Below are 25,590 nucleotides of genomic sequence, written 5' to 3' on the forward strand. Positions count from 1 at the left end.
GAAGGCAGCCGCTGGCCTCAGGGAGACAGCCGATGACCGCCGAACAGGGCACCGAGGCCCACACCGACGCCCCCGCGAACACCCTGCGGATCGTCCTGGTGGACGACCACGCCATCGTCCGCCACGGCTTGAAGTCGATCCTCGAGCGCGAGCGCGACCTGGAGGTGGTGGGCGAGGCGAGCACGGTCGCCGAGGCGGAGGCCGTCGTCGACCGGACCCGCCCGTCGATCGTGCTGCTCGACCTGAAGCTGTCCACCGGTGCCGACACCGAAGGCCTGGAACTCTGCGCGGAACTGACGCGACGACACCCGAAGCTGGCCGTCCTCGTCCTCACCACCTTCGTCGACGACAGCCTGGTGGTGGCCGCGATCCAGCACGGTGCACGCGGCTACGTCGTCAAGGACGTCGACACCACCGAACTCCTGCGCTCCATCCGCGCCGTGGCCCGCGACGAGAGCGCCTTCGACTCGCACGCGTCCGCCGCCATGGTCCGCTCGATGCGTGTGCAACCCGAACAACCCCGGTTCACTGAGCGGGAGTTGAAGGTCCTGCAGCTGCTCGCCCGCGGTCTGAGCAACCGCGACATCGGCGCCCAGCTGTACATCTCGGAGACCACGGTCAAGTTCCACGTCCGCAACATCATGCGCAAGATGGACGCCTCCACCCGGGCCGAAGTCGTCTACGAGGCCAGCAAGTTGGGTGTGATCTGAGCTCGCGGGGGCGTCGCCTCAGCCGGCGTCGATCACCAGCCATCCCCCGTGGTGGTCGCCGACCGTGAAGGGCAGCCCCGTGCCCCGGCCCAGAGCCGCGAGCGCGTCCGGGCCGAAGGTGCGCACATGCCCGTAGGCCGCGGTCGGCTCCTCCTCGTACGGCACCGCCACCACGACCCGGCGCCGGGCCAGCCGCACGGCCTCCCGTACGACCGTCTCGCCGTGCCCCGGATCCAGGTGCTCCAGCACGTGGATGACGGTGACGGTGTCCACCGAGCGGTCGGGCAGGGGCACCCGGGCGGCGTCGCAGGCGAGTGTGTCCAGCCGTACGCCCCACTCGTGGGCCACCGCGGCCAGCAGCCGCATCGTGCCCTGCGCGAGGTCGGAGGCGGTCACGGTGTGGTGCGGGCGCTCGGCGAGCAGCAGGGGCAGGAAGCCGAAGCAGGAGCCCATGTCGAGCACCGCGCCCGCGTCGACCAGGTCCAGGGTGCGGCGGTAGACGGGGGCGAATCCCGCGATCGACGAGTGCGCGGCTGCGGTGGGCCGACGCCAGGACTCCCGGATCCGGGTGAGCGTGTTGTCGTAGAACAGCACCCATGCGGGCAGGGCGCCGTCCACGCAGGAACGTACGACTCCGGTGAAGACCCGCTCGAAGATGTCGCTGCCCGACAACCAGCCGGGCGCGAACAGTTCGTCGGCGAGCAGGCCCGCCAGGTCGTTGTCCAGCTGGTCGGGGCGCAGCCAGTGGCCCACCTCGATGCGGCGGCCGCTGCGGCGCAGGCGGAAGTGTGCGGTGCGGACCAGCGGCGCGGCTGCCGTGGCGTCGTCGTCCGGGTGCTCCCGCAGCACGCGGATCACGTGGTCGGTGTACAGGCCCGGCGGGTGCGGGGCCAGTGGGTCGATGCGCTGGGTGGCGGCGGTGGTCATCGGCCGGTCGCCTCCGCCGTCATCCGCAGGGCCGTGCGTTCCAGGCCTGCGAGGTCGGAGACCACTTGGACGCGGTTGCAGTACTCGGCGTAGAGCGGCAGGTCGCAGGCGCCCAGGCCCCATGAGTAGCGGGGTTCGGGGGTGAGCCAGATCGTCTCCCGCACCCTGCGGGTCATCTCCTCGAAGGCGTGCAGGGCAGGCGGGTTGCCGTTGCCGCGCCCGTCGCCGAGCACCAGCAGGGTGGTGCGGCGGCCGAGGGCGGGGGCGTGTTCGGCGAGCAGCAGTTCGAAGGTGCGGCCGTAGTCGGAGTTGGCGTCGACGTCGAGCAGGCCGTCGGCCGGCAGGCCGTCGAAGACCAGGCCCAGCGCCCGCTCCAGGGGGTGTTCGGCGAACAGTTCGGTGATCTCGGTGGGTTCGTCGACGAAGGCGAACGAGCGGACCTGTCCGAACAGCGACTGCAGCCCGTGCACCAGGTGCAGGGTGAAGCGTGCCGTGGCCCGCACCGACAGTGACACGTCCACCAGGACCATCAGGCGCGGTCGGTCCTCGGCGCGGGTGATGGTGACCGGGCGGAACGGCACGCCGTCGTAGCGCATGTTGCGGCGCATGGTGCGGCCCGGGTGGACGCGTCCTCGCGGGGTGGCGCGTTTGCGGCTGGTCAGGGCGCCGTGCAGGGAGCGCCCGATCCGGCGCAACGCCTCTTCCAGTTGGGTGCGTTCGTCCTCGTCGACGGTCTCGACGCGGGCGCGTTCGGCGAGGCGGGCGGATTCGACGGCCACCGACTGGAGTTCGGCGAGGCGGTCGAGGTGACGTTTGAGGAGTTCGGGGAGGTTGTCGATGACCCCGGTCAACTGGCTTTGCGGGGAGTCGAGTTCGTCGTCCGGGTCGTCCGCGAGCCAACCCAGCAGCGCGTCCTGCTGAGCGACGGTCAGCTCCGTGTCGATGCGTTGACCGGTCGCGGCGGCCAACTGCCCCGGCACTCCGGCGCCGTGCAGCCGCTCGGTCTCCAACTGGACGGACGGGCCGCCCGTGGGATCGGTGCGCCCGTCCTTCGACAGGACGATCTCGTCGGTCATGGAGGCCAGGTCGAGCTTGTTGGCCTCCTGGTGGAGGTTGTACTGCTGGGCCAGGTCCTGCTGGTCGAAGTAGTCGCGGATGTCGGCCGGTTTGCCGTGGCTGTGGCCCTGCTGCGGGGTCTCGGACGGTTCGTCGGAGACGGTGTACGACTCCAACTCGCCAGTGTCGGACAGGTCGTCGTGCTCGTGACTGTGGCCGTGTTCGTCGTCCTGTCCGTTGACCGGGCGCAGGGAGAAGAACGCGGCGAACAGCTCGTCGAACAGCTCGTCGTCGCGGCGGTCCTTGACCAGGGTCAGGCGCAGCGCCTCGCGCAGCGTCGCGCGCCCGCCGAGCACGCCGGGCTGGGCTGCCGCGCGCATCGCGTCCATCGCCTCCGACACGGACACCCGCACCCCGAACAGCCGCAGTACACGCACGAATCGGTGCATACCCGCTTCCATGGCGATCCCCCCTCGATTCAGTCCGCCCGGCGGCGGGCGATGGCGGCGAAGGCGCGCGCCCCCTGCCCGGCCCCGGCCGCGGGGCGCTGTGTCGGGCCGGGGCCCGGTGCGCCGTAGTAGCCCTCGTCGTGGCGGCCCTGCTGGTCCATGGCCGCCCTGACCGCCTGCCCGTCCACCTCGTGGTCGTGGTGGTGCCCGTTGTGATGGTGGTGGTGCCCGTGGCCCTCGTGATGGTGGCCCGGTTCCGGCAGGACGCGGTTGGGGTCGACGAGCCGCGGCAGCACGTCCAGCGCGCGGTGCAGGTCGCGTTCGTACTTGAGTACGACGTTGGCCGTGTCGGCGAGCGCCTCGGGATCGAGCTCCTCGACGCCGAGGACGGCGAGGGTGCGGGCCCAGTCGACGGTCTCGGAGATGCTGGGGTTCTTGCGCAGCTGGAGTTCGCGGAGCCCGCGCACCACCTGCACCAGATGGCGGGCGGTCGCCTCGGACAGGCCGGTCTCCTTCGAGCGCAGGATCTCCAACTCCCGTTCCGCATCGGGGTAGTCGAGGAAAAGGTGCAGACAGCGGCGCTTGAGCGCGGCCGACAGATCACGGGTGTTGTTGGAGGTCAGGACGACGTACGGCGGGACCTTGGAGCTGTACGTGCCGATCTCCGGCACCGACACCTGGTACTCGGCCAGGCACTCAAGGAGTACGGCCTCCAGCGCCTCGTCGGCCCGGTCGACCTCGTCGATCAGCAGTACCGCGGGCTCCTCGCCGCGGATCGCGTCCAGCAGCGGGCGCGGCGCGAGGAAGCGGTCGGAGAAGAACACGCTGTCCTGCTCCTCGATGCGGCGGACCGCGGAGGCCAGGTCGGGTGCGTCGGCGGTCAGATCGCCGATCTTGTCGCGGAGCATCTGCGTGTACAGCAGCTGCTTGCCGTAGTCCCACTCGTACAGGGCGCGGCTCTCGTCCTGGCCCTCGTAGCACTGCAGGCGCAGCAGCCGGCGTCCGGTGGCCGCGGCGAGCGTCTTGGCGAGCTCGGTCTTGCCGACGCCGGCGGGACCCTCGAGAAGCACCGGTTTGTCCAGCCGGGTCAACAGGAACACGGTCGTGGCGAGGCGGCGGTCGGCGATGTAGCCGTGGCCGGCGAAGCGTTCGGTGACGTCCTCGACCGAGGCGAACGCGGCGGGGTTCTCGGGTGTGGCGGGCACGGGTCCTCCGTCGGGGAGTCGGGCGGGACGGGGGCGGGGGACGGCGCCGTGTCCGTCCCCCGCCGGCCGGGAAGGGTTCAGCCGAGCAGGTCGTCCAGGTCGCCGGTCATGGAGTGCTCGACGACGGGGCGGACCGTGTCGAACGTGCACTCCTTGGCGTTGCCCGGGGTGCAGGCGTCACCGAGGACGTGGTTGGTGATCCGGTCGACGTCGCCGGCATCGCCGGTGATCGTCTTGGCCTGCTCGTAGAACTTCGTCGGACCCTGGCCGAGCCGGTTCTTCGAGTACGTGTCCTGCGTGACTTCCGTGAACTTCTCCGGGATGCCGACGTCCCGCAGCAGCCGGATGCCCGCGGCGAGCGCCGCCTCTGCCGCCTTCACCTTGGTCATGCCGTGCGTGTCGACGCCCATCGCCTCGGCGATGTCCGCGAACCGCTCGTACTGCGCGGGCATGTTGAACGCCCACACCCGCGGCAGCGCGATCGCGTTGTTGAGGCCGTGGTGGGTGTCGTAGAACGCGCTGACCGCGTGCGAGATGGAGTGGATGATGCCCAGGCCACCGGAGTTGAAGGCCTGCGCCGCGATGTACTGCGCGTACATCATCCCCTCGCGCCCGGCCAGGTCCTGGCCGTTCCACACCGCCTGTCGCAGATGCCGCGCCGTCAGCTTGATGGCCTGCAGCGAATTGCCCAGCGAGGGCTGGAAGTTGAGCCGGGAGACGTACGGCTCGGAGGCGTGCGCGAGGACGTCGAAGCCGCATTGGGCGGTGTAGTCGAGCGGGCAGTCGTAGTACAGGGTCGGGTCGTCGATGGCGAGGGTGGCCACGGACGCGTCGTCGAACGCCACGTACTTGTGGGGGTTGTCGGGGTCGGTGGTCGTGTCGGTGATGACGTAGGCCCACGAGGTCTCCGAGCCCGTGCCGGCTGTCGTCGACACCGCGATGTGCGGCGGGTTCTTGGGGTTCTCGGACTTGTTGAAGCCCTCGAAGTCGTTGACGTTGCGGCCGTCGTGGGCCACCGAGACGCGGGCGCCCTTGCAGGCGTCGTGCGAGGAGCCGCCCCCGATGGAGACGAACGAGTCGCACTTGTTCTCCTGGTACAGCGTCACGGCGTCCATGACGTTGTAGTCCTTGGGGTTCGACTCGACCTTGTCGTACACGACGACCTCGAGCCCGTGGTACTTCATCGACTCGACGATCTTGTGCACGGTGTCACTGCCGCGCAGCCCCGTGGTCATCACCAGGGTCCGCCTGAACCCCAGCTTCTTGGCCTCCGGGCCGATCAGTTCGTGCGCGCCGGGGCCGAGCAGGGCCCGGGGGAAGGGGTGGAACTCCTTGATGGGGAACGGCTTGAGAAGTTCTTCGACCTGCATGATCGCGACTGTCCTCTCCGCACCGTGAGGCGCGTGGTCGGGAAGTTGGCGGCGTGCTTCACCTTCGGGGACGGGCTCGCACACCGACACCGGTCGCTCGGACGGCAGGCGGGCGCGGACGGAGGGGGCGCGCCCTGACCGATCGGAGGGGGCCGAGGCGTACCTGTCCGACCGGACGGGGCGAGGGCGGCCGAAAGCAGGGCGAGACGCGAAGGCGTGCGCCCTAGCGTCGAGTTGTGTACGGCACCGAGTGCCGAAACCCCTTGTGATCCCCGCCCCTTCAGCCCCTTCAGGAGGACTCCCATGCAGGACGAGACCCGCACCGTCGAGCAGGACGACACCGTCGCGGCGGACGAGGTGGTCGAGGAGGTCCTCGTCGAGGAGGTCTCCATCGACGGCATGTGCGGCGTGTACTGAGCCGGCCATGGCAATGCCTGCCTCGTTCGACGCGGCCCGCCCCTACCGCCTCAACCCCAGCGTCGCGCTGCGCCCCGAGCCGTTCGGGGCGCTGGCCTACCACTTCGGCAACCGCCGGCTGTCGTTCCTCAAGGCACCCGAACTGGTGGCGCTGGTACGGGACTTGAGCCGCCACGGCAGCGCACGCGAGGCCCTCGCCGAGGTTCCCGAGCGACGCCGGGACGCCTTCGGACGGGCCCTGGCCTCCCTGGCCGCCGCCGACATGATCGTCCCCACCGAAGCGGAGCCGCAGTCGTGACCGTCACCCAAGAAGCCCCCGCCGCCGTCCCCGCCCTGGTCGAGCAGTTCAAGGGCGGCCTGCACGCCCCGATCTGCCTGACCTGGGAGTGGACGTACGCCTGCAACCTCTCCTGCACGCACTGCCTGTCCTCGTCCGGCCGCCGCGACCCCCTCGAACTGTCCACGGACGAGATCAAGTCGGTGATCCGCGAACTGCAGCGCATGCAGGTCTTCTACGTCAATGTCGGCGGCGGCGAGCCCACCGTCCGCCCCGACTTCTGGGAATTGCTGGACTACGCGATCGCCCACCAGGTCGGCGTGAAGTTCTCCACCAACGGACTGCGGCTGACGCCGGATCGGGCTCGCAGACTGGCCGCGACGGACTACGTCGACGTGCAGATCTCCCTCGACGGCGCCACCCGCGAGGTCAATGACGCGGTGCGCGGCCGGGGTTCGTACGACATGGCGGTGCGCGCCATGGAGAACCTCACCGACGCGGGCTTCGCCGACTTCAAGATCTCGGTGGTGATGACCCGTCAGAACGTGCCGCAGCTCGACGACTTCGCCGCCCTGGCCGACCGCTACGGCGCCCAGCTGCGCATCACCCGCCTCCGTCCCTCCGGCCGCGGCGCCGACGTCTGGGACGAGCTGCACCCCACCGCCGAGCAGCAGCGCGAGCTGTACACCTGGCTCCTCGGCCACGGCGAGAAGGTCCTCACCGGCGACTCCTTCTTCCACCTCAATGCGCTCGGCTCGCAGCCACTTGCGGGCCTGAACCTGTGCGGGGCAGGGCGGGTGGTCTGCCTGATCGACCCGGTCGGTGACGTGTACGCCTGCCCGTTCGCCATCCACGACGCGTTCAAGGCGGGCAACATCCGCGCGCCGGGCGGCTTCCAGCGGGTGTGGCGGGACTCGGAGCTCTTCGCCGAGCTGCGCCGGCCCACCTCCGGCGGTGCCTGCTCCGGCTGCTCGGCGTACGACGCCTGCCAGGGCGGCTGCATGGCCGCGAAGTTCTTCACGGGGCTGCCGCTGGACGGCCCCGACCCGGAGTGCGTCAAGGGCCACGGCGCGGCCGCCCTCGCAGGGGCCGACCGTTCCGCGCTCCCGCCCCAGGGCAAGGACCACTCCCACCGCACCGTGCCCCTGGGCATGCCGACCGTCCGCACCCGCCGCCCGGACCGCTTCTGCGACGAAAGCCCGCTGGCCGGCGCCGGCTTGAGCGCCCCACTCGCCGAGACCTTGAGCACCCCACCCGCCGAGAAAGGAACGCCATGAGCAAGTGGATCGAGACGGTCGCCGAGGCTCAGCGGCGAGCGCGCAAGCGGCTGCCGAAGTCGGTCTACAGCGCGCTGCTGGCCGGCTCCGAGCAAGGCGTGTCCTACGACGACAACACCACCGCCTTCGGCGAGTTGGGCCTCGCCCCGCATGTGGCCGGACTGTCGGCCAAGCGCGACCAGGCCACCACCGTCCTGGGGCAGCAGATCGCCCTCCCGGTGATCATCTCCCCGACCGGGGTGCAGGCCGTGCACCCGGACGGCGAAGTGGCCGTCGCCCGTGCCGCAGCAGCCCGCGGCACCACGATCGGGCTCAGCTCCTTCGCCAGCAAGTCGCTGCCGGACGTGGTGGCGGTCAACCCGCAGACGTTCTTCCAGATGTACTGGATGGGCTCCAAGGACGCGATGACCCGGCGGATCGAGTATGCCCGTGATGCCGGGGCCAAGGCGCTGATCGTCACCCTCGACTGGTCCTTCTCCTACGGCCGGGACTGGGGCAGCCCCCGGATTCCCGAGCGGCTGACGCCGAAGGAGATGCTGCGCTTCGCGCCGGAGGCGCTGACCCGCCCGGCCTGGCTGTGGGACTTCTTGAAGTCGCGCAGCCTCCCGGACCTGAGCACACCGAACCTCGCCGAGCCGGGCCAGGACGCGCCCACGTTCTTCGGCGCCTACGGCGAGTGGATGCAGACGCCCCCGCCGTCCTGGGACGACGTGCGCTGGCTGCGCGAGCAGTGGGACGGGCCGTTCCTGCTCAAGGGGATCTGCCGGGTGGACGACGCGCTGCGTGCCGTCGACGCCGGGGTCACCGCGATCTCGGTGTCCAACCACGGCGGCAACAACCTCGATGCCACTCCGGCGCCGATCCGTGCCCTGCCCGCCATCGCGGACGCGGTCGGCGACCAGGTCGAGCTGGTGCTGGACGGCGGTGTCCGGCGCGGCACCGACGTGGTCAAGGCGCTCGCACTGGGCGCCAAGGCCGTGCTGATCGGCCGCGCCTATCTGTGGGGCCTGGCCGCGGGCGGCCAGGCCGGTGTGGAGAACGTCCTCGACATCCTCAACCGCGGCATCGACTCCGCCCTGCTCGGCCTCGGCCGCTCGTCCGTCCACGAACTGACCCGCGACGACGTGGTCGTCCCGCCCGGCTTCACCCGCACCCTGGGCGCGGCCCACCCCGTGGGGACGGCCTGACATGCGCCCCGAGGCCGTGGACCCGATCCGCCTCGCGGATCTGACCTGGCCGGACCTGGAGGGCCGCCGCCCGCTGGTGCTGCTACCGCTCGGCTCGTGCGAACAGCACGGCCCCCACCTGCCGTTGGACACCGACACCGTGGTGGCCACGGCAGTGGCCGAGCGGGCCGCGGCCCGCCTGACCGGCCAACTGGACCTGGTGATCGCACCGCCCCAGGCCTACGGCGCGAGCGGCGAACACGAGGGCTTCCCGGGCACGGTCTCCATCGGTCACGCCGCCCTGCGGCTGCTGCTCACCGAGACGGGCCGCTCCCTGCTGCGCTGGGCGGGCCGCCTGCTGGTGGTCAACGGTCACGGCGGCAACCTGGCGAGCCTGGCGGGCGCGGTCACCGGTCTGCGCGGCGAGAGCCGGGATGCGGCCTGGTGGCCGTGTGTGCCGCCAGGTTCCGACGCGCACGCGGGCCGCACCGAGACCTCGCTGATGCTGCGGCTGCGCCCCTCGGCCGTACGAACCGAGCGTGCCGTCGCCGGATCCACCGAGCCGGTGGAGCAGTTGATGGACCGACTGGTCGCCGAGTCGGTCCGGGGCGTCAGCCCGTTCGGGGTCCTCGGTGACCCGGCGGGTGCCGGTCCCGAGGAAGGCGAACGGCTCCTGGACCGGATGGCGGACCGACTCGCCTCCGACATCCTCGACTGGCGGGTCTCCGGGCAAGGGCGACTGGGCCTGCCCGTTCGACGCCTGGTCGCCGTCCGTGCGGGAGGCAGGCGATGACCGCCCGACGGGTCGCCGTGGACCGCCGCGCCGACGACCCCGCCGTACCGCACCCGTCCGGAGTCCTCGGCGACCCGGCCGGCGCCGAACGCGAGGAGGGCGAACGGCTCCTGGAGGCGATGGCGCACCGACTCGCCGCCGACACCCGTGCCTCGCGGCTCTCCCGGCGAGGCCGACTGGGCCTGCCGGTTGGATGCCTGGTCACCGCCCCTGCCGGAGCCGGGCAATGACCGCCCGCCGGGTCGCCGTCGTCACCGGCGCCGCCCGCGGCATCGGCGCCGCGACCGTGCGCCGACTGGCCCGCGACGGCTGGGCGGTCATCGCCATGGACCGCTGCGCCGACGACCCCGAGGTGCCGTACCCACTCGCCGAGCCGCACCAACTCGCGCTCCTGGCAAAGGAGTTCCCCCTGGTGCGTACGTTCCGGGCGGATGTCCGGGACGCGGTCGCACTGCAGGACGCCGTACGTCTGGCGGAGATCGACTTCGGTGGGCTCGACGCCGCCGTGGCCGGCGCGGCGGTCATGCTCGGCGGCGGGCCGATGTGGGAGCAGACGGACGCGCAGTGGCGCACGCTGCTCGATGTCGACGTGATGGGCGTGGCCAACCTGGCACGCGCCGCCGTACCGGCCCTGTTGCGCAGGCCGCAGCCGCGCACCGGCCGCTTCGTCGCCCTCGCCTCCGCCGCGGCGCACCGCGGGCTTTGGGGCCTGGGCGCCTACTGCGCCGCCAAGCACGCCGTGGTCGGCCTCGTCCGCGCCCTGGCGGTCGACCTGCGGGACACCGGGGTGAACGCGGTCGCCGTCTCGCCCGGCTCCACGCGCACGGACATGCTCCGGGCCACGGCCGACCTCTACGGCCTGCCCGGCGTCGACAAACTCGCCGACCAGCAGCTCACCGGGCGCCCGTTGGAGGCGGACGAGGTGGCCTCCGTGGTGGCCTGGGCCTGCTCGGCGGAGTCCTTCGCGGTCACCGGATCGGTGCTGCACGCGGACGGAGGGTTCACGGCATGACTTGGTTCGTACGGATCCCGCCCTCGACGGAGACGCTGCCGTCCCCGCCGGACGGCCGACTCCCGCACGGCTTCGCGGTCGAGCTCGCCGCCGACACCCACCGCTCGCACGACGGCCACCTGATGCTCGGCGGGTCTCCCCCGCGGCTGATGCGCGTCACGCCAACGGCCGTACGGCTCCTGGAAGATGGCGGCTTCGTGGTGACGGACGCGACGAGCGCGGCGCTCGCCCGCCGGCTCCTGGACGCGGGCGTCGCCCACCCCCGCCCGGAGCTCCAGCCCGTCCGGGACACCACCGTCGCGATCCCGGTGCGTGACCGCGCCGACCAACTCGACGCCCTGCTGGCCGCGTTGCGCGCCGACCCGCCCACCGCGGATCTGCCCGTGCTGGTGGTGGACGACGGCTCCCGGAACCCCGGCGCCCTCGCCCGGGTCGCCCGACGGCACGGCGCCCGCCTGCTGGTCCACGCACACAACCTCGGCCCCGCCGCGGCCCGCAACACCGCCCTGCGCCACGCCCGCACTGCGTTCGTGGCGTTCGTCGACTCCGACGTCGTGCCCGAACCGGGTTGGCTGACACCGCTGTTGGCGCACTTCGCCGATCCCGCGGTCGCGCTGGTCGCCCCTCGGGTGGTCGCCCTGCCGGTGCCCGCACCGGGGCTGTTCGACCGCTACGAGGAAGTCCGCTCCCCGCTGGACATGGGGGTGCGGGAGGGGCCGGTGGTGCCGGTGTCCATGCTCTCCTACGTGCCGAGCGCGACGATCGTGGTGCGCCGGGCGGCCGTCGGCGCCGGGTTCGCCCCGGGTATGCGGGTCGGCGAGGACGTCGACCTGTGCATGCGGCTGCACGCTGCGGGCTGGCGGCTGCGCTACGTCCCCTCCGCGCAGGTCGGCCACCGGCATCGCACCGACCTGCGCAGCTGGGTCGCCCAGCGGGCCGGGTACGGCACCGGCGCCGCCGACCTGGCCCTGCGTCATCCCGGCCGGGTACCGCCCCTGTACGCCGCGCCCTGGTCGCTCGCCGCCTGCGCCCTTCTCCTACGGGCCAAGCCGCTGCCGGCGGCCGCGGCGCTGGCCCTCACCGCGGCGACCGCCGTGAAGGTGACGCGCCGTATGCCGGACGCCGACCACCCCGCCCGCGCGGGCACCCTGCTTTCCCTCGCGGCCCTGCGCGGCACCGCCGAGCAACTGTTGCGCTGTGCCACCCGGCACCACTGGCCGGTGGCGGTGGCCGCTGCCGCCGTCAGCCGCCGGGCCCGGTACGTCCTGCTCGCCGCGGCCGTAGCGGAGGGGCTGGCCGACCACCGCCGCTCCCGCACCACGCTCGGGCCGCTCGCCCACACAGCGGTCCGGCGCCTGGACGACCTGGCCTACGGCTGGGGTGTCTGGCAGGGCGCCCTGCGCCGTCGTACCGCCGCGCCGCTGGTGCCGCGCCTCGCCCTGTCCACGCGCGGCCGCCCCGCACGGCGCCCCTGGGAGCCCCGGCCGGTGGCACCAACCTCGCGCCAACCCGTCCAGGCCACCGTGGAGCCCTGGTGACGGGCGAGCCGTGCCCGACGGCCTCCCGCACAGCCCGTCCGTCGCCCACCATCCGCACCCGTACCCGAGGAGGAACCCGCATGTCCCCGCGCTCCGATCTCCGCCCCTCCCCCGACAGCCCGCTCGCCGGAGCCGGAGCAGCGGTGCCCCGACCGGACGAGAGCGCGGAGGCGGACCGCCTGGCGTTCTGGGCGCGGCAGGCGGAACGCCTGGACTGGGAGACCGAGTGGTCCGAGGTGCTGGACTGGTCGGATGCGCCGTTCGCCCGCTGGTTCACCGGCGGGCGGCTGAACGTCGCCCACAACTGCGTCGACCGGCACGTCGAGGCCGGCCACGGCGGCCGCGTCGCGTTCCTCTGGGAGGGCGAGCCGGGCGACACCCGCACGATCACCTACGCGGAGCTGAAGCGCGAGGTCTGCAGGGCGGCCAACGCCCTGCTCTCGCTCGGTCTGCGCGCCGGTGACCGGGTCGCCATCCAGCTGCCGATGATCCCCGAGGCCGTGGTCGCCATGCTGGCCTGCGCCCGGCTCGGGCTGGTGCACAGCGTGGTCTTCGGCGGCTTCTCCCCCGCGGCCCTGCAGTCGCGCATCGAGGACGCCGGGGCCCGCCTGCTGATCACCTCGGACGGCCAGTACCGCCGCGGCCGGGCGGAACCGATGAAGGCGAACACCGACGAGGCGACGCGCCACACGCCGGGCGTCGAGCACGTCCTGGTGGTCCGGCGCACGGGCACGGCCGTGCCCTGGACCGAGGGCCGCGACCTGTGGTGGCACGAGCTGCTGGACGCCCAGTCCGACGAGCACCGGCCGGAGTCCTTCGACGCCGAGCACCCGCTGTTCATCCTCTACACCTCGGGCACAACCGGGAAGCCGAAGGGCATCCTCCACACCTCGGGCGGCTATCTCACCCAGGCCTCGTACACCCACCGCGCCGTCTTCGACCTCGACTCCGACAACGACGTCTACTGGTGCACCGCCGACATCGGCTGGATCACTGGGCACTCCTACATCGTCTACGGGCCGCTCACCAACCGCACCACCTCGGTCCTGTACGAGGGCACGCCCAACACCCCGCACGAGGGACGGCACTTCGAGATCATCGAGAGGTACGGGGTCTCCGTCTACTACAGCGCCCCCACTCTCATCCGCACGTTCATGAAGTGGGGCGAGCAGCTCCCGGCCCGCTACGACCTGTCGTCGATCCGTGTCCTCGGCAGCGTGGGCGAACCGATCAACCCCGAGGCGTGGCGCTGGTACCGCGAGCACATCGGCGCCGGCCGCGCTCCAGTGGTGGACACCTGGTGGCAGACCGAGACCGGCGCGGTCATGATCGCGCCTCTGCCCGGAGCGGCCCCGGCCAAGCCCGGCTCGGCGCGGACAGCGGTGCCCGGCATCTCGGCCAAGGTCGTGGACGACCAGGGCGAAGAGGTCGGCACGGGCGCGAGCGGCTACCTCGTGCTGGACCGGCCATGGCCCGCCATGCTGCGCGGAGTGTGGGGCGACAACGACCGCTACCGCGAGACCTATTGGACCCGGTTCGCCGACCGCGGGCACTACTTCGCCGGCGACGGGGCCCGCTACGACGAGGACGGCGACATCTGGCTGCTGGGCCGTGTCGACGACGTCATGAACATCTCCGGCCATCGGATCTCCACCGCCGAGGTCGAGTCGGCGCTCGTGTCGCACCCGACGGTGGCCGAGGCCGCCGTGGTGGGGGCGTCGGACGCGACGACCGGCCAGGCGATCGTCGCCTTCGTGATCCTGCGCTCGGGTGTCGCGGACGTCACGGACGCCGCGGGTGTCGCCGGCGCCGTCGGCGGGAACGGAGCGGATGTCACCGCGGCGCTGCGCGAGCACGTGGCCCAGGAGATCGGCCCCATCGCCAAGCCCCGCCGGATCCTGGTGGTTTCGGAGCTGCCCAAGACCCGCTCCGGGAAGATCATGCGGCGGCTGTTGCGTGACGTGGCGGAGAACCGCCAGGTCGGCGACGTCACGACACTCGCCGACGCCTCCGTGATGGACCTGATCAACGCCGGGCTCTCGGGCCGGCCCCAGCAGACCGGGTGACGGGATACGTACGGGAAAGAAGGGAGCGGACACGTCCCGGGCGATCCCGCCCACGGCCCCGTCAGCCCAGCCGCCCGCCCCGAGCACAGCAACGACAGGCCAATCGCACAGCGAAACCCGCGACAACTGGAAGGCACAGACCTGATGCGCATCGTCCTCATAGGCCCGCCCGGAGTGGGCAAGGGCACCCAGGCCGCTCTGCTCAGCCGGCGGCTAGGCATCCCTCACATCTCCACCGGGGACCTGTTCCGGGACCACGTCCGTCGGCGGACACCTCTGGGACGGGACGCGCAACGGTACCTGGACGCCGGGGAACTCGTGCCCGACCACGTCACCGCGGGCATGGTGCGACGTCGTCTGGAGGAGCCGGACACCGCGCGGGGCTTCCTGCTCGACGGCTTCCCCCGCACCGTCCGGCAGGCGCGCGAGCTCTCCGCCATCCTGGCCGAGACCGGAGCGGCCCTCGACGCCGTCCTGGAGCTCACCGCTCCGGAGGACGTGGTGGTGGCACGCCTGCGCGGCCGCGGTCGCCCCGACGACACAGAGGAGGTCATCCGTCACCGGCAGACGGTCTACCGCCGCCGGACGGCTCCCCTCCTGGCCCACTACGCGGTCCTGCTGCTGACGGTGAACGCCGTCGGAACGGTCGAGGACATCGGCGACCGCGCCCTGACAGCTCTCGCGGACCTGTCTGCGGGGGCCGCCGGGGCGGGTGCGGAGGACGGGGCGGCGTAAGGGAGAGGCCCGCGGCACCAGCTGCTGCCATCGAGTTCGGCTCGCGTCCCCGGGCCGGAGATCCGAGGTGCCGCATCGACTTGCCTCCGAGGATCGCCGCCATACGGGTGAGGAGTGGCACACAAGCGGACGGAACGCACCCGGCCCGTGAACCCTCTAGCCGTACGGAAGCCTGGCAGCAAGGGACGCACCATGAACCTCACCAGCTGGACGACGGTGTACGTACTGGCCGCTCTGACCACGGCGTTCGTTGCGCTCACGGTGTGGCAGTGGCCGCGCCTGGCCCGGCCCGGCTGGGCGGCGGTCACGGCACGGCTCGTCACCATCGGCGCGACACAGCTGGTGACGATCACCACGCTGTTCGCCGCCGTCAACGCCGACTACCAGTTCTACGGCTCCTGGAGCGACCTGTTCGGCAGCGACAGCACGGCACCGGCCGCGCTCACCGGTACCAACTCCTCCGGAGGGGTCACCGGCATCAGCAACACGCACACGGCCCTGATCCAGCCCGGCGACGCCTCGCTGCTGAACCACGTCTCCGGCGTACCGACCGGCCCGGCTGCGGTGAACGGCCGGGTCGAGTCGGTGCGGGTCGTCGGGCGCCGTACCGGCGCGATCGACCCCGCATTCGTCTACCTGCCACCCCAGTACTTCCAACGGGCGTATGCCCGCCAGCGCTTCCCCGTCATCGTGGCCATGAGCGGCTACCCGGGCAGCATCTACAACCTCGCCCAGCATCTGCGGGTCTGGCAGTACTCCCAGGCGCTGACGAAGGAGGGGAAGATGCAGCCGACCGTCATCGTCGAGATCCGTCCGACCATCGCGCCGCCCCGCGACACCGAGTGCGTGAACGTGCCCGGGGGACCGCAGACGGAGACGTTCCTCGCCAAGGACCTCCCGGAAGCCCTCAAGTCCGCCTATCGGGTGGGCCACAGCGCCACGGCCTGGGGCGCCCTCGGCTACTCCTCCGGCGGCACCTGCGCGCTGCAGCTCGCCATGCGCGACCCGCACGTCTACACCTCCGCGGCGGCCCTCTCCCCCGACTTCCAGGTCAAGGAGGATCCGACCACCGGCAACCTGTTCGGCAGTGGCATCGCCCGGCAGCGGCGGATCGACTCCCACAACTTGTTCTGGCGGCTGAAGCACCTGCCGGTCCCGCAGGTGTCGGTCCTGATCGCGGCGAGCAAGCACGGAGACGAGGACATCTACCCGAAGGCCCGGGAATTCCTGCGCCTGGCGAAGCCCCCGCTGCGCACGGCATCGATCAACCCGGACAACGGCGTGCACAACTTCAACACCTGGACGAGCGAGATGCCCGCCGCCCTCACCTGGCAGAGCCAGCAACTGATCTTCCCCCAGGACGTGCTGCCCCGTCGCACCACCAAGCCCGCACAGGGCAAACCGGCCGTCCGGGCGGAGGGTGAGCCGTCGCCGACCGCGACCGAGCGCCGGCCGACCCGGTAGGACCCTCGGCTCATGACTCCCGCTGTGCTCCGTGAGATTGAGCGGTCGGCGTCCGGCGGATGAGCGCGTGGCGCACGCCGGTTTCGGTGAAGGCCAGCGCTGCGGCCGCGACCGCGCCCAGCAGGATCAGGCCGATCGCGTACGAGCTGTGCGCACCGCACAGCGAGCCCATCACCAGCGGCGGGACGAAACCGCCCAGGCCGCCTGCCGCGCCCACGAGCTGAAACGAGGACAGCTCGAGGGTGTCCTCGAACCGGGGACCGAGCGGGCTGAGGAGCGCCCACGCCCAGAAGTCACGGCGAATCCGACGGTGGCCAGGGCCAGCATCAGCCAGGCCCTGCCGGGCAGCTGGACCATTTTGTCCCTCTCTTCTCTCTCACGGTGGCACTGCGGCTCGGGGAGCGCGGCCGAAGCGCAGGCGCCATGCCTGCGGGGCCGTGCTCCGCAGCCACTCTCTGCCTCAGGGCACCCGTGGGGCATGGGCCGACGGACCTGCGGCCGGGCAGACGGGCCCCGGGTTGAAAGCCGCACGCCTCTCCCGGCTGCTGCCCTACAGCGAGGTGGCTGCGCGGGCCCTGGGAAACAAAGGTCTGTGGTCCGGCCTCGCGGGGACGTGGAGGGGGCCGACCGGCCCTATCCCCTCGGGCCACCCACAGAGACGATGGACTGATGTTCCAGGACGACGCCTTTCGCGGACTCGACCGGCAGGAATGCCTGCGGCTGCTGGCCAAGGTGACGGTCGGCCGTGTCGTGTACACCCGTCAGGCGCTGCCCGCTGTCCTCCCGGTCAACTTCTCCCTGGACACCGACACCTCCGTCGTACTGTCCACCTCGGCGGGCTCCGATCTCGTCCGCGCCATCGACGGCGTCGTGGTCGCGTTCGAAGCCGACGATTTCACTGCGTCGACCCGGTCCGGCTGGAGCGTCGTCGTCACCGGCCGGGCGACCGTGGTGACCGACCCCGACGAGCACGAACGGCTGGTGCAGACCGGCCCGCGGTCCTGGATGCCGCTGGGGGACGCGGTCTTCGTACGCATCGAGTCGGAGATGGTCACCGGACGCGAACTCAGGGGCATGGTCGGCATGCAGTGAGGGATCAGTAGGCGTTCAGGCCCAGCTCTCGGAACTCTTCCCGGACCCGCCCGACCAGGTCGGGCCCTGGCGTCGGCGTGTTCCGCAGGCGGAAGGGCAGGCCGAGGGCGTCGTATTTCGCGGCGCCCAGCTTGTGGAAAGGCAGGACGTCGACACGGTCGACGTTGCCGAGGCCGGCCAGGAAGCGGGCGAGGCCGTAGATCGCTTCCGGTGAGTCCGTCCAGCCGGGGACCAGGACGTAGCGAATCCACGTCCGGACGCCGAGCCGGTCCAGGCGGGTGGCGAAGTTGAGGGTGGGCGCGAGTTCGCCGCCGGTCAGTTCGCGGTAGGTGCGGACGTCGAAGGACTTGATGTCGAGGAGGACCAGGTCGGTGTCGGCGAGGAGCTCGTCGGTGGCACGGGCGCCCAGGAAGCCGGAGGTGTCCAGGGCGGTGTGCAGACCGAGTTCCTTGCACCGGCGCAGCACGGCAGCCGTGAACGCGGGCTGGAGCAGTGCCTCGCCGCCGGTGATGGTCACCCCTCCGCCGGCGGTGGTGACGAAGGCCCGGTACTTCTCGATCTCGGCCATCACCTCGTCGACCGTGGCCTCCCGTCCGTCCCTCATGTGCCAGGTGTCGGGGTTGGCGCAGTACAGGCAGCGCAGCGGGCAGCCGCTGACGAAGAGCACGAACCGGGTCCCGGGACCGTCCACTCCCGTGGACAGGTCCCAGGAGTGGATCCGGCCCGTCACCGGCTCGACGATGGTGTTCACAGCGATCCGTGGAAGGTGCGGCTGATCACGTCGAGCTGCTGCTCGCGGGTCAGGCGGACGAAGTTGACGGCGTACCCGGAGACCCGGATCGTCAACTCCGGGTACTCCTCCGGGTGTTCCATGGCGTCCTCCAGGACGGCCCGGTTCAACACGTTGACGTTCATGTGGAACCCGCCGGCGGCCATGTACGCGTCGAGGATGCCGACCAGGTGACCCGCGCGTTCCTCGGGCATGTGGCCGAGGCCCTCGGGGGTGATCGTGGTGGTCAGCGAGATGCCGTCGCGGGCCTGCTCGTACGGCAGCTTGGCGACGGACAGCGCGGAGGCGGCCACACCGTGCCGGTCCCGGCCGTTCATCGGGTTGGCTCCGGGCGCAAAGGGCTGTCCGGCGCGCCGCCCGTCGGGGGTGTTGCCGGTGTGCTTGCCGTACACCACGTTGGAGGTGATGGTCAGCACCGACTGGGTGTGCTCGGCGTCCCGGTAGGTGGGGTGCTTGCGCACCTTCTCCATGAACGACTCCACCAGGTGGACGGCAAGGGCGTCGGCGCGGTCGTCGTTGTTCCCGTACATCGGGAATTCGCCCTCGGTCCGGAAGTCGACGGCCAGTCCGGTCCCGTCCCGGATGACCTTCACGCGCGCGTACTTCACGGCCGAGAGGCTGTCCGCCGCCACCGAGAGGCCGGCGATGCCGCAGGCCATGAAGCGATGCACGGGATGGTCGTGCAGGGCCATTTCGAGGCGCTCGTAGGCGTACTTGTCGTGCATGTAGTGGATGACGTTGAGCGTGTTGACGTACGTCTCCGCCAGCCAGTCCAGGACGCGGTCGTACGCCGCCGACAGCTCCTCGTAGTCCAGGCAGTCGCCCGTGAGGGCGGGCATCTCCGGGGTGACCTGGTCGCCGGTCATCTCGTCGCGGCCGCCGTTGACGGCGTACAGCAGGGCCTTGGCGAGGTTGACGCGGGCCCCGAAGAACTGCATCTGCTTGCCGACCGCCATGGCCGACACACAGCAGGCGATCGCGGTGTCGTCACCGGTGCGGGGGCGCATCAGATCGTCCGACTCGTACTGGACGGCACTGGTGTCGATCGAGACCTGTGCGCAGAACTCCTTGAAGCCGGACGGCAGTTGAGGCGACCACAGCACGGTCAGGTTGGGCTCGGGGGCGGGGCCGAGGTTGTAGAGGGTCTGCAGGAAGCGGAAGGAGGTGCGGGTGACCAGGGGGCGGCCGTCCGTGCCGATGCCGCCGATGGACTCCGTCACCCAGGTGGGGTCGCCGGAGAAGAGTGCGTCGTACTCGGGGGTGCGCAGGAACCGTACGATGCGCAGCTTGATGACGAAGTCGTCGATCAGTTCCTGGGTTCGGGTCTCGTCGATGATGCCCGCGTCCAGGTCGCGCTGGAGGTAGACGTCCAGGAAGGTGGAGGTGCGGCCCAGCGACATCGCGGCGCCGTTCTGCTCCTTCACGGCGGCCAGGTACCCGAGGTACAGCCACTGCACGGCCTCGTGCGCGGTGGCGGCGGGGCGGGAGACGTCGCAGCCGTACGTCGCCGCCATGCGGGTGAGCTCGCCCAGTGCCCGTGTCTGCTCGGCGAGTTCCTCTCGATCGCGGATGACGTCCGGGGTGGAGGTCTGTCCGTCGAGCCGGGCCCGTTCGGCCCGCTTGGCCTCGATCAGCCGGTCGGTGCCGTACAGCGCGACGCGCCGGTAGTCGCCGATGATCCGGCCGCGGCCGTAGGCGTCGGGCAGTCCGGTGATGATGCCGACCTTGCGGGCGGTGCGCATCGCGGGGGTGTAGGCGTCGAAGACGCCGTCGTTGTGGGTCTTGCGGTAGGTGCCGAAGACCTTGGTGACGAACGGGTCGGGCTCGTAGCCGTACGCGTTCAGGCCGTTCTCGACCATGCGCAGGCCGCCGTTCGGCATGATGGCGCGCCTGAGCGGGGCGTCGGTCTGCAGGCCGACGACGAGTTCCCGTTCGCGGTCGATGTAGCCGGGGGCGTGGGACGTGATCGTCGACGGGGTCGCGGTGTCCACGTCGAGGATGCCGCGCGCACGCTCCTCCGGGAACAGCGCGCTGACCTTCTCCCAGACGGCCCGGGTGCGGTCGGTGGGTCCGGTCAGGAAGGCCGCGTCGCCCTCGTACGGCGTGTAGTTGGCCTGGATGAAGTCCCGCACGTCGATGTGCTCGCGCCACCCCGTCCCGGCGAACTGCCGCCAGGCGTGGGCGGTTCCGGTACCGGCTGTCACGGTCGCGGTCATCACAGGTCCTCTCCTGAACGTGTCCCTCGTGGTTCATGCTCGTGGTCCGAGGCGATCGCTCGAAGTGCCGGACAGGGCACGCGCCGGTCCCGTCCGGCACCGGTGCAAGGGGACCTTCGGCCCTGCTCGCGCACGCCTGTTCCCCCGCCGCGTGGTCGGCTACAACAGGCTGCTCCACTACGGCCAGAAGCGGGTGAGCACGAGCACCCCGATCACCCCGTACCAGGCGGCGAGCAGCATCCCGTGCGTGTCCCGTACGAATGTGAGGACGCCCTGCGGCACCGGGAAGACCCCTCGATCCAGGCAGTGCAGGGTGAGGTACGGGCGAGTACGTGTACCAGGAGAACGACGCCCCGCGCGGGCAGTCGCGCGGTTCGTACTCGGGGCAGTCCGTGCCGATGGACGGGTAGTCGGTGGCCTGGTGCTCCCAGGTGATGATGCCGTCCTTGACGTACACCATCCACGAACAGGAACCGGTGCAGTTGACGCCGTGCGTGGAGCGCACCACCTTGTCGTGCGCCCAGCGGTCCCGGTAGAAGCCCTCCCACTTGCCGTCGGCCTCGCCGAACACGGCGCGTCAGCAGTCTCCCGGCGGCCGGCGGCCACCCTTCACCGGCGTGCGCCCGACGTCGTGGGTTCTGATCGTTCTCCATGGCCAGGAACGCCAAATGGCACGGATCCCGGCGCATCTGGGCTGGCGGTCCCTGCCCGACGGCCCTACGGCCCAATCCGGCAGGCCGCAACAGGGACCAATGGCCCCGGTGGCAGGGGCCGGTCAGGACGGCTGTGTCCTGTTGCGACACGGCCGGAAAAGCCGGGGCACCGCCGCATCGCTGCGGCGGTGCCCCGGTCGGGGACGTCATGTCCGTCAGAGCAGCCAGCGGTTGCGGCTGACGAAGGGCAGGCGTGCCCATGCCCTGCCCAGGCCCCAGGTGGCGCCGGCGCCCGCGGCCGCGAGGGCGACGAGGACGACGGCGTAGACGAGGTGGTAGTCGGCGAACGGGTTGGTCGACATGCTGGCCGACCCGTCGGACAGGTGCTTGGCGGGCGGCCATTCGGCAATCCACATCAGCACCATCATCGCGGTGCCGGCCACGGCGGCGATCCGCAGGCCGATGCCCGCGATCAGGGCGAGGCCGATGCCGAGCAGGCCGAGCATGAACAGCCAGTCCGCCCAGCCGGCGCCGGCCCAGTCGTGGAAGGTGGACTCCATCGGTCCGGCGGCGACCGAGCCGAGGAAGCCCTTGGTCGGCGAGCCGCCGTCGATCCAGCCCTTGCCGGACGGGGTGGCGTAGCCGAATCCGAAGGTCTTGTCGAGGAAGGCCCACAGGAAGACGAACCCGGTCAGGACGCGCAGTGTGGCAAGGACGTGCGCGCTGGTCGCCGTCATGACGAGAGGCGTGGTCGCCTCGGCGGGCTGATGGGCCGTCATGGGCCTGCGCATCGACGGGAGATGGAACCGCACATGCCGGTGCGGGTGGTCGTGGACTGCCATGGTCCTCATCCCTTTCAGGGGTGACACGCGGGGTGTTGACGACGCTCGTGGTGCTTCGGGTTCTCGTTGCGCTTTCAATGTCCCGCTTCGGCCGCCGGCGTCGGAGGGGCTGCGCGGCCCGTGCCGCAGGGCCGAACGTCCTTGCCGTACAGGCCTGTTCAGCCGCCGGCGGCGGGTGGCGGGGCCGCGCGTCAGGTCGGCACGACGACCACGGGGCAGTGCGAGCGGTGCAACAGCGTGTGAGCGACCGGCCCCAGGTGCGGGCCGCGCCGGTCCGTGCGGCGATGGGCGCCGATGACTACGACTGCGGCGTCTCGGGTGGCCTCCAGCAGCGCGTGTGCCGGCCCCGTGCGCACCGTGCGCGTCTCGACGCCGACCTCGGGGTGCCTCTCCCGCAGCCCGGCCAGGGAGAAGCGCGACACGGCGGCCTCGGTTGCGTCGCGCTGGGCCAGGTCCCGTTGTCCGGGGCTGGTCGCGGGTATCGGCGAGGGCATTTCGGGCGCGATGTGCCGGTGGGACCAGGAGTGCAGGACGCGCAGCGGGGCACCGCGCCGCTCGGCCTCCTGGAAGGCGTAGGCCGCCGCGTCCGCGTCGGTGTCGCCGCCCAGTCCCAGCAGGACCTCGCCGCCCTCGTCGCACCGGTGGTCGCCGCGCACCACCAGCAGGGGGCTGCTGTGGGTGTGCCCGGCCAGCCGCAGACTCACCGAGCCGAACAGCAGCCCGGTGATCCCGCCGAGCCCGCGGTTGCCCACGACGGTGAGGAGCGCGCCGTCGCTCTCGCGCAGCAGGGTCTCCACCGCGCCGCCCTCGGCCGGTGCGGTCACGACCGGCAGGCCGGGATGGCGCGCGCGGATCCGCGAGGCGGCCGATGCCAGCACGGGCCCGGCCTCGTCCAGGTCGGGGACGGCATGGACGAGGCGCAGGGCGGCGCCGCGCCTTTCCGCCTCTCGCGCCGCCCAGTCCAGGGCCCGTACGGCGGTCAGTGAGCCGTCCACTCCGACGACCACGTGCTGGGCAGTCATGTCGTGCTCCCTTCGGTGCTTCGGTACGGTCGGATCCGGACAGGGCCGGTGCGGGCGAAGGCCCACCCCTGATGCTGGGGCGGGCAGGTGGCCACGGAACGGGGCCATCGGTCCCGGTCGTACCGGAGAGCGACCCTCACTGCACGGTGTGCGATCGTGTGGAGCCGCCCGGTCCCGTCACCCCTCCACACAGGGCCGACCGGCCCTTCCGCCGGTTGCCGCACCCGGCTTTGCTCTGTATATGGCCGAAAAGCACACCAGGCCCGAGCTCTGCCACACGGAACGTGTCGTCGGCGGCGCAACCGTGGTGGAAGTGCGCGGCGAGATCGACATCCTGACGGCGTCGCCGCTCTCGGCGCGGATCGACGCCCTGACCGCCGTCCGGCGCCCCGACCTCGTGCTGGACCTGCGTCCCGTGACCTTCATCGACTGCAGCGGACTGCGGCTGCTGTGCCGGGCGAGAAACCGGGTGCTGGCCCGGGAGGGCCGACTGCGGCTCGTGAACCCCGACGGCCACTTCCTGGTCATGCTGCGGACCACGCGCCTGGGCGGTGTCTTCGAGATCCACCCCGATGTGCCCACTGCCCTCTTCGGCGACCGTGACGAGGACGCCGTCTCCGTCGCGGCGGGCCGACAGTGACCGCCCGCCGACGGGAAGGGCTAGGTGTTCGGCACTTCCGTGTCGAGCACCGCGCGCGGGGCACGGCGCGGGGTGGCCGGTCCCTCCGGGCCGTAGCCGAACCGGATCAGCATCTGCGGGTGTCCGGTGTGGTCGGGGTCCGGGCTGAGGAAGCGCCGCAGGTCGGGCCATTCCATCGGCTGGTGCAGCAGGGACGCGCGCAGGCCGAGGGCGGTGGCGACGAGCAGGACGTGTTCCAGTGCCTCCCCGGCGCGCAGCCAGTCCGTGCGGCGATCGTGCTCGGTACGGAGCAGGGCGATGGCCGGGGCGGTCTCGAAGTCCTTCGCCGACAGCCGCTCGGGGTGCCGCTCGGCGGTGAAGTCCCGCATGGGCAGGCGCTCCCGCGCGTCCTGCGGGCCCAGTGCGCTCTGCGGGAGGCCGGTGTCGTCGGGACCCCGGCGGACCCAGCGGCGGCTTTCCGTGCCCCGGTCGACGTCGGCCCGGTTGCGCTGCTCGGCCTGCGCGGTCACGCCCAGCAGACGTGCCGTCTCGGCTGCCCCGGGGAAGGTCAGCGAGGCGCCTTCGGTGTGGGCCGCCTCTGCGAGTTCGGCGCGCGCCTGCGGCGGCAGCGGCCTGCCGGTGAACGGGAGACGGCTGCTGTGCCTGCGCCAGATCGCCGGATAGAGGTCGCCGCGGTGCTCCGTGGTGGGCCGACGCACGGCTCCCGTGGGCCGGACGACGGCGAGCAGCCCGGGGTCCTCAGGGCGCGGCAGCAGGCGTACGACTGGAGTCCAGCCGAAGTGGGACACCGCGACGCGGAGGTTGAAGACGGAGGCACCCAGCGACAGGTGGAGGGCACGGCCGACGGGATCGGCATGGTGCAGGCTGCGCTCCGGGACCGCGCGCACCTCGAAGGTGACGGTCTCGGGGTCCAGCCGGAAGCGCCACGGCTGGGTGTTGAAGAACGAGGGTGCGGCGACGGCCGCAGCGATACAGGCTTCCAGGATCTCGGCGTCGAGAGGCTCGGATCGCATCATGCCCTCCTCCCGGACGGGTGGGAACCGGTGCTGTTGCCTTCCGAGGGTGGGAGCGCGGCGGCGACGCGGGTGAGGGGCCGTTGGTCCCTCGTCGGCGGCCGGTCAGGCCACCGTCGGCCGACGGGGCAAAGCCGGCCACGGAGCCGAACGGGCTGCGGGGTCTTGCGCTTGGTCCGATCGGCCCACTGCTCCGCCTGCCCGGCCCATACCGCCGGCAGATCCCGGATGCCACGGTCGTGAAAGTCACGCAGAGGAGGTGCTGGCGATGCGCGCAGGCGGGCGAAGGAGGAAGTGGCTGTGGCGATGGCGGGCCAACCCGCTGCGCCGCCGGGACGACGTTCTCGAGGCGTGGCTCGTGCTGGCCGTCTGGGTGCTGATCGCCGTGGGCGGCACGCTCGCCGGTGTGTTCACCGCCAGGGCCGCCGACGACGAGTTCGCGCAGCAGCGCGCCGAGCGCATCCCCGTGCACGCGGTCCTCCTCACGGGCGCGTCACGATCCGCGACGAAGGGCTACTCGGCGCTGGTGAAGGTCCGCTGGACACTCGCGGACGGCTCCACCCGCACCGACAAGACGCTGGTGGGCAGCGGTCGAAAGGCCGGTTCCACGGTCGTGGTCTGGACGGACCCGCAGGGGAACCTCACCACCCGGCCGCCGACCGGCACGGACGCGGCCGTCGAGGCTGGCTGCCTGGGCGCCGGGGCGGCGCTCGCCGTGACCGGAATGGCGTTCGGCGTCTACGGCGCCGCACGCTGGTGGCTGGACCGCCGACGCATCGACGAGTGGGGAAGGGAGTGGGATCTGGTCGGCCCCCGGTGGGGGCACAAGACGGGCTGATCACGCCGTCCGGGGTCCTCGG

At 71.7% G+C, this 25,590-nt stretch carries 25 protein-coding genes and 1 pseudogene; 15 read left to right on the forward strand and 11 right to left on the reverse strand.

Annotation, left to right across the window (positions count from 1 at the left end; genetic code table 11):
• Positions 1-32: 32 nt before the first annotated feature.
• On the forward strand, positions 33-710 hold the full coding sequence (locus ABZ880_RS24630) for a response regulator transcription factor (protein ID WP_361266583.1): 678 nt from the start codon (positions 33-35) through the stop codon (positions 708-710).
• Between the two features lie 18 nt (positions 711-728).
• On the opposite strand, the gene mftM is transcribed toward ABZ880_RS24630, so the two are convergent.
• The 4 genes from mftM to mdo all read right to left on the reverse strand — a co-directional run bounded on the left by mftM (position 729) and on the right by mdo (position 5,717).
• The gene (gene mftM / locus ABZ880_RS24635) at positions 729-1,637 is read right to left on the reverse strand and encodes a mycofactocin oligosaccharide methyltransferase MftM (RefSeq protein ID WP_361266585.1); all 909 of its coding nucleotides are present in this window, start codon (positions 1,635-1,637) and stop codon (positions 729-731) included.
• Positions 1,634-3,142, reverse strand: a complete 1,509-nt coding sequence (locus ABZ880_RS24640; RefSeq protein ID WP_361266587.1) for a VWA domain-containing protein — start codon at positions 3,140-3,142, stop codon at positions 1,634-1,636. The genes mftM and ABZ880_RS24640 overlap by 4 nt, the downstream gene beginning before the upstream one ends.
• Positions 3,143-3,171: 29 nt before the next feature.
• Positions 3,172-4,347 (reverse strand): MoxR family ATPase, encoded by a 1,176-nt coding sequence (locus tag ABZ880_RS24645; protein ID WP_361266589.1) that lies wholly within the window; start codon positions 4,345-4,347, stop codon positions 3,172-3,174.
• Between the two features lie 77 nt (positions 4,348-4,424).
• Positions 4,425-5,717 carry an NDMA-dependent methanol dehydrogenase gene (gene mdo, locus ABZ880_RS24650; protein ID WP_361266591.1) on the reverse strand — a complete coding sequence of 431 codons (1,293 nt, stop codon included), beginning with the start codon at positions 5,715-5,717 and terminating at the stop codon, positions 4,425-4,427.
• Between the two features lie 303 nt (positions 5,718-6,020).
• Between mdo and mftA the strand changes: the two genes are divergently transcribed.
• The 11 genes from mftA (at position 6,021) to ABZ880_RS24705 (ending at position 16,462) form a co-directional block, all read left to right on the forward strand.
• On the forward strand, positions 6,021-6,134 hold the full coding sequence (mftA, locus tag ABZ880_RS24655; protein WP_361266593.1) for a mycofactocin precursor MftA: 114 nt from the start codon (positions 6,021-6,023) through the stop codon (positions 6,132-6,134).
• A gap of 7 nt (positions 6,135-6,141) precedes the next feature.
• Positions 6,142-6,432 carry a mycofactocin biosynthesis chaperone MftB gene (gene mftB / locus ABZ880_RS24660; protein ID WP_361266595.1) on the forward strand — a complete coding sequence of 97 codons (291 nt, stop codon included), beginning with the start codon at positions 6,142-6,144 and terminating at the stop codon, positions 6,430-6,432.
• Positions 6,429-7,688, forward strand: a complete 1,260-nt coding sequence (mftC, locus tag ABZ880_RS24665) for a mycofactocin radical SAM maturase (protein ID WP_361266597.1) — start codon at positions 6,429-6,431, stop codon at positions 7,686-7,688. The genes mftB and mftC overlap by 4 nt, the downstream gene beginning before the upstream one ends.
• Complete coding sequence (mftD, locus tag ABZ880_RS24670) at positions 7,685-8,875, forward strand: pre-mycofactocin synthase MftD (protein ID WP_361266599.1); 1,191 nt, start codon at positions 7,685-7,687, stop codon at positions 8,873-8,875. Before mftC ends, mftD begins: the two co-directional genes overlap by 4 nt.
• Position 8,876: 1 nt before the next feature.
• Entirely contained in the window at positions 8,877-9,647 is a 771-nt protein-coding gene (gene mftE, locus ABZ880_RS24675; protein WP_361266601.1) for a mycofactocin biosynthesis peptidyl-dipeptidase MftE, read from the forward strand.
• Positions 9,644-9,877, forward strand: a complete 234-nt coding sequence (locus ABZ880_RS24680; protein ID WP_361266603.1) for a hypothetical protein — start codon at positions 9,644-9,646, stop codon at positions 9,875-9,877. Before mftE ends, ABZ880_RS24680 begins: the two co-directional genes overlap by 4 nt.
• On the forward strand, positions 9,874-10,659 hold the full coding sequence (locus ABZ880_RS24685; protein WP_361266605.1) for a mycofactocin-coupled SDR family oxidoreductase: 786 nt from the start codon (positions 9,874-9,876) through the stop codon (positions 10,657-10,659). The genes ABZ880_RS24680 and ABZ880_RS24685 overlap by 4 nt, the downstream gene beginning before the upstream one ends.
• Entirely contained in the window at positions 10,656-12,197 is a 1,542-nt protein-coding gene (gene mftF, locus ABZ880_RS24690; RefSeq protein WP_361266607.1) for a mycofactocin biosynthesis glycosyltransferase MftF, read from the forward strand. The genes ABZ880_RS24685 and mftF overlap by 4 nt, the downstream gene beginning before the upstream one ends.
• An 80-nt stretch (positions 12,198-12,277) precedes the next feature.
• Entirely contained in the window at positions 12,278-14,263 is a 1,986-nt protein-coding gene (acs, locus tag ABZ880_RS24695) for an acetate--CoA ligase (protein WP_361266609.1), read from the forward strand.
• A gap of 144 nt (positions 14,264-14,407) precedes the next feature.
• Entirely contained in the window at positions 14,408-14,998 is a 591-nt protein-coding gene (locus ABZ880_RS24700; RefSeq protein WP_361266610.1) for an adenylate kinase, read from the forward strand.
• A gap of 192 nt (positions 14,999-15,190) precedes the next feature.
• Positions 15,191-16,462 (forward strand): alpha/beta hydrolase-fold protein, encoded by a 1,272-nt coding sequence (locus tag ABZ880_RS24705; RefSeq protein WP_361266612.1) that lies wholly within the window; start codon positions 15,191-15,193, stop codon positions 16,460-16,462.
• 10 nt (positions 16,463-16,472) lie between these two features.
• Here the strand turns inward: ABZ880_RS24705 and ABZ880_RS24710 are convergent, their stop codons facing one another.
• Positions 16,473-16,679: a hypothetical protein gene (locus tag ABZ880_RS24710; protein WP_361266614.1), complete on the reverse strand. Its 207-nt coding sequence runs from the start codon at positions 16,677-16,679 to the stop codon at positions 16,473-16,475.
• A gap of 452 nt (positions 16,680-17,131) precedes the next feature.
• On the opposite strand from ABZ880_RS24710, the gene ABZ880_RS24715 reads away from it, so the two are divergent.
• Positions 17,132-17,554, forward strand: a complete 423-nt coding sequence (locus ABZ880_RS24715) for a pyridoxamine 5'-phosphate oxidase family protein (RefSeq protein WP_361266616.1) — start codon at positions 17,132-17,134, stop codon at positions 17,552-17,554.
• A gap of 4 nt (positions 17,555-17,558) precedes the next feature.
• Here the strand turns inward: ABZ880_RS24715 and pflA are convergent, their stop codons facing one another.
• The 5 genes and pseudogenes from pflA to ABZ880_RS24740 all read right to left on the reverse strand — a co-directional run bounded on the left by pflA (position 17,559) and on the right by ABZ880_RS24740 (position 23,077).
• Positions 17,559-18,305 carry a pyruvate formate-lyase-activating protein gene (gene pflA / locus ABZ880_RS24720; RefSeq protein ID WP_361266618.1) on the reverse strand — a complete coding sequence of 249 codons (747 nt, stop codon included), beginning with the start codon at positions 18,303-18,305 and terminating at the stop codon, positions 17,559-17,561.
• Entirely contained in the window at positions 18,302-20,560 is a 2,259-nt protein-coding gene (gene pflB, locus ABZ880_RS24725; protein ID WP_361266620.1) for a formate C-acetyltransferase, read from the reverse strand. Before pflB ends, pflA begins: the two co-directional genes overlap by 4 nt.
• Before the next feature lie 310 nt (positions 20,561-20,870).
• A pseudogene (locus ABZ880_RS24730) lies at positions 20,871-21,213 on the reverse strand (hypothetical protein); the annotation flags it as partial.
• 215 nt (positions 21,214-21,428) lie between these two features.
• On the reverse strand, positions 21,429-22,055 hold the full coding sequence (locus ABZ880_RS24735) for a DoxX family membrane protein (protein ID WP_361266622.1): 627 nt from the start codon (positions 22,053-22,055) through the stop codon (positions 21,429-21,431).
• 191 nt (positions 22,056-22,246) lie between these two features.
• Positions 22,247-23,077 (reverse strand): universal stress protein, encoded by an 831-nt coding sequence (locus ABZ880_RS24740; RefSeq protein WP_361266624.1) that lies wholly within the window; start codon positions 23,075-23,077, stop codon positions 22,247-22,249.
• A gap of 241 nt (positions 23,078-23,318) precedes the next feature.
• Here ABZ880_RS24740 and ABZ880_RS24745 point away from each other — a divergent pair, with 241 nt between their 5' ends.
• Positions 23,319-23,717: an STAS domain-containing protein gene (locus ABZ880_RS24745; RefSeq protein WP_361266626.1), complete on the forward strand. Its 399-nt coding sequence runs from the start codon at positions 23,319-23,321 to the stop codon at positions 23,715-23,717.
• 20 nt (positions 23,718-23,737) lie between these two features.
• Here the strand turns inward: ABZ880_RS24745 and ABZ880_RS24750 are convergent, their stop codons facing one another.
• Entirely contained in the window at positions 23,738-24,730 is a 993-nt protein-coding gene (locus tag ABZ880_RS24750) for a nitroreductase family protein (protein WP_361266695.1), read from the reverse strand.
• A 268-nt stretch (positions 24,731-24,998) separates the two neighbouring features.
• Here ABZ880_RS24750 and ABZ880_RS24755 point away from each other — a divergent pair, with 268 nt between their 5' ends.
• The gene (locus ABZ880_RS24755) at positions 24,999-25,568 is read left to right on the forward strand and encodes a hypothetical protein (protein ID WP_361266628.1); all 570 of its coding nucleotides are present in this window, start codon (positions 24,999-25,001) and stop codon (positions 25,566-25,568) included.
• Positions 25,569-25,590 lie beyond the last annotated feature (22 nt).

Source organism: Streptomyces sp. NPDC047043, assembly GCF_040644055.1.
Taxonomy (GTDB): Bacteria; Actinomycetota; Actinomycetes; order Streptomycetales; family Streptomycetaceae; genus Streptomyces.

Bases quoted from the DNA above. Each gene is read 5' to 3' on its own strand.
- ABZ880_RS24630 (WP_361266583.1), top strand. From the start codon at position 33: ATGACCGCCGAACAGGGCACCGAGGCCCACACCGACGCCCCCGCGAAC.
- mftM (WP_361266585.1), bottom strand. From the start codon at position 1,637: ATGACCACCGCCGCCACCCAGCGCATCGACCCACTGGCCCCGCACCCG.
- ABZ880_RS24640 (WP_361266587.1), bottom strand. From the start codon at position 3,142: ATGCACCGATTCGTGCGTGTACTGCGGCTGTTCGGGGTGCGGGTGTCC.
- mdo (WP_361266591.1), bottom strand. From the start codon at position 5,717: ATGCAGGTCGAAGAACTTCTCAAGCCGTTCCCCATCAAGGAGTTCCAC.
- mftA (WP_361266593.1), top strand. From the start codon at position 6,021: ATGCAGGACGAGACCCGCACCGTCGAGCAGGACGACACCGTCGCGGCG.
- mftB (WP_361266595.1), top strand. From the start codon at position 6,142: ATGGCAATGCCTGCCTCGTTCGACGCGGCCCGCCCCTACCGCCTCAAC.
- mftD (WP_361266599.1), top strand. From the start codon at position 7,685: ATGAGCAAGTGGATCGAGACGGTCGCCGAGGCTCAGCGGCGAGCGCGC.
- mftE (WP_361266601.1), top strand. From the start codon at position 8,877: ATGCGCCCCGAGGCCGTGGACCCGATCCGCCTCGCGGATCTGACCTGG.
- ABZ880_RS24680 (WP_361266603.1), top strand. From the start codon at position 9,644: ATGACCGCCCGACGGGTCGCCGTGGACCGCCGCGCCGACGACCCCGCC.
- ABZ880_RS24685 (WP_361266605.1), top strand. From the start codon at position 9,874: ATGACCGCCCGCCGGGTCGCCGTCGTCACCGGCGCCGCCCGCGGCATC.
- mftF (WP_361266607.1), top strand. From the start codon at position 10,656: ATGACTTGGTTCGTACGGATCCCGCCCTCGACGGAGACGCTGCCGTCC.
- acs (WP_361266609.1), top strand. From the start codon at position 12,278: ATGTCCCCGCGCTCCGATCTCCGCCCCTCCCCCGACAGCCCGCTCGCC.
- ABZ880_RS24700 (WP_361266610.1), top strand. From the start codon at position 14,408: ATGCGCATCGTCCTCATAGGCCCGCCCGGAGTGGGCAAGGGCACCCAG.
- ABZ880_RS24705 (WP_361266612.1), top strand. From the start codon at position 15,191: ATGAACCTCACCAGCTGGACGACGGTGTACGTACTGGCCGCTCTGACC.
- ABZ880_RS24715 (WP_361266616.1), top strand. From the start codon at position 17,132: ATGTTCCAGGACGACGCCTTTCGCGGACTCGACCGGCAGGAATGCCTG.
- pflB (WP_361266620.1), bottom strand. From the start codon at position 20,560: ATGACCGCGACCGTGACAGCCGGTACCGGAACCGCCCACGCCTGGCGG.
- ABZ880_RS24735 (WP_361266622.1), bottom strand. From the start codon at position 22,055: ATGGCAGTCCACGACCACCCGCACCGGCATGTGCGGTTCCATCTCCCG.
- ABZ880_RS24740 (WP_361266624.1), bottom strand. From the start codon at position 23,077: ATGACTGCCCAGCACGTGGTCGTCGGAGTGGACGGCTCACTGACCGCC.
- ABZ880_RS24745 (WP_361266626.1), top strand. From the start codon at position 23,319: ATGGCCGAAAAGCACACCAGGCCCGAGCTCTGCCACACGGAACGTGTC.
- ABZ880_RS24750 (WP_361266695.1), bottom strand. From the start codon at position 24,730: ATGCGATCCGAGCCTCTCGACGCCGAGATCCTGGAAGCCTGTATCGCT.
- ABZ880_RS24755 (WP_361266628.1), top strand. From the start codon at position 24,999: ATGCGCGCAGGCGGGCGAAGGAGGAAGTGGCTGTGGCGATGGCGGGCC.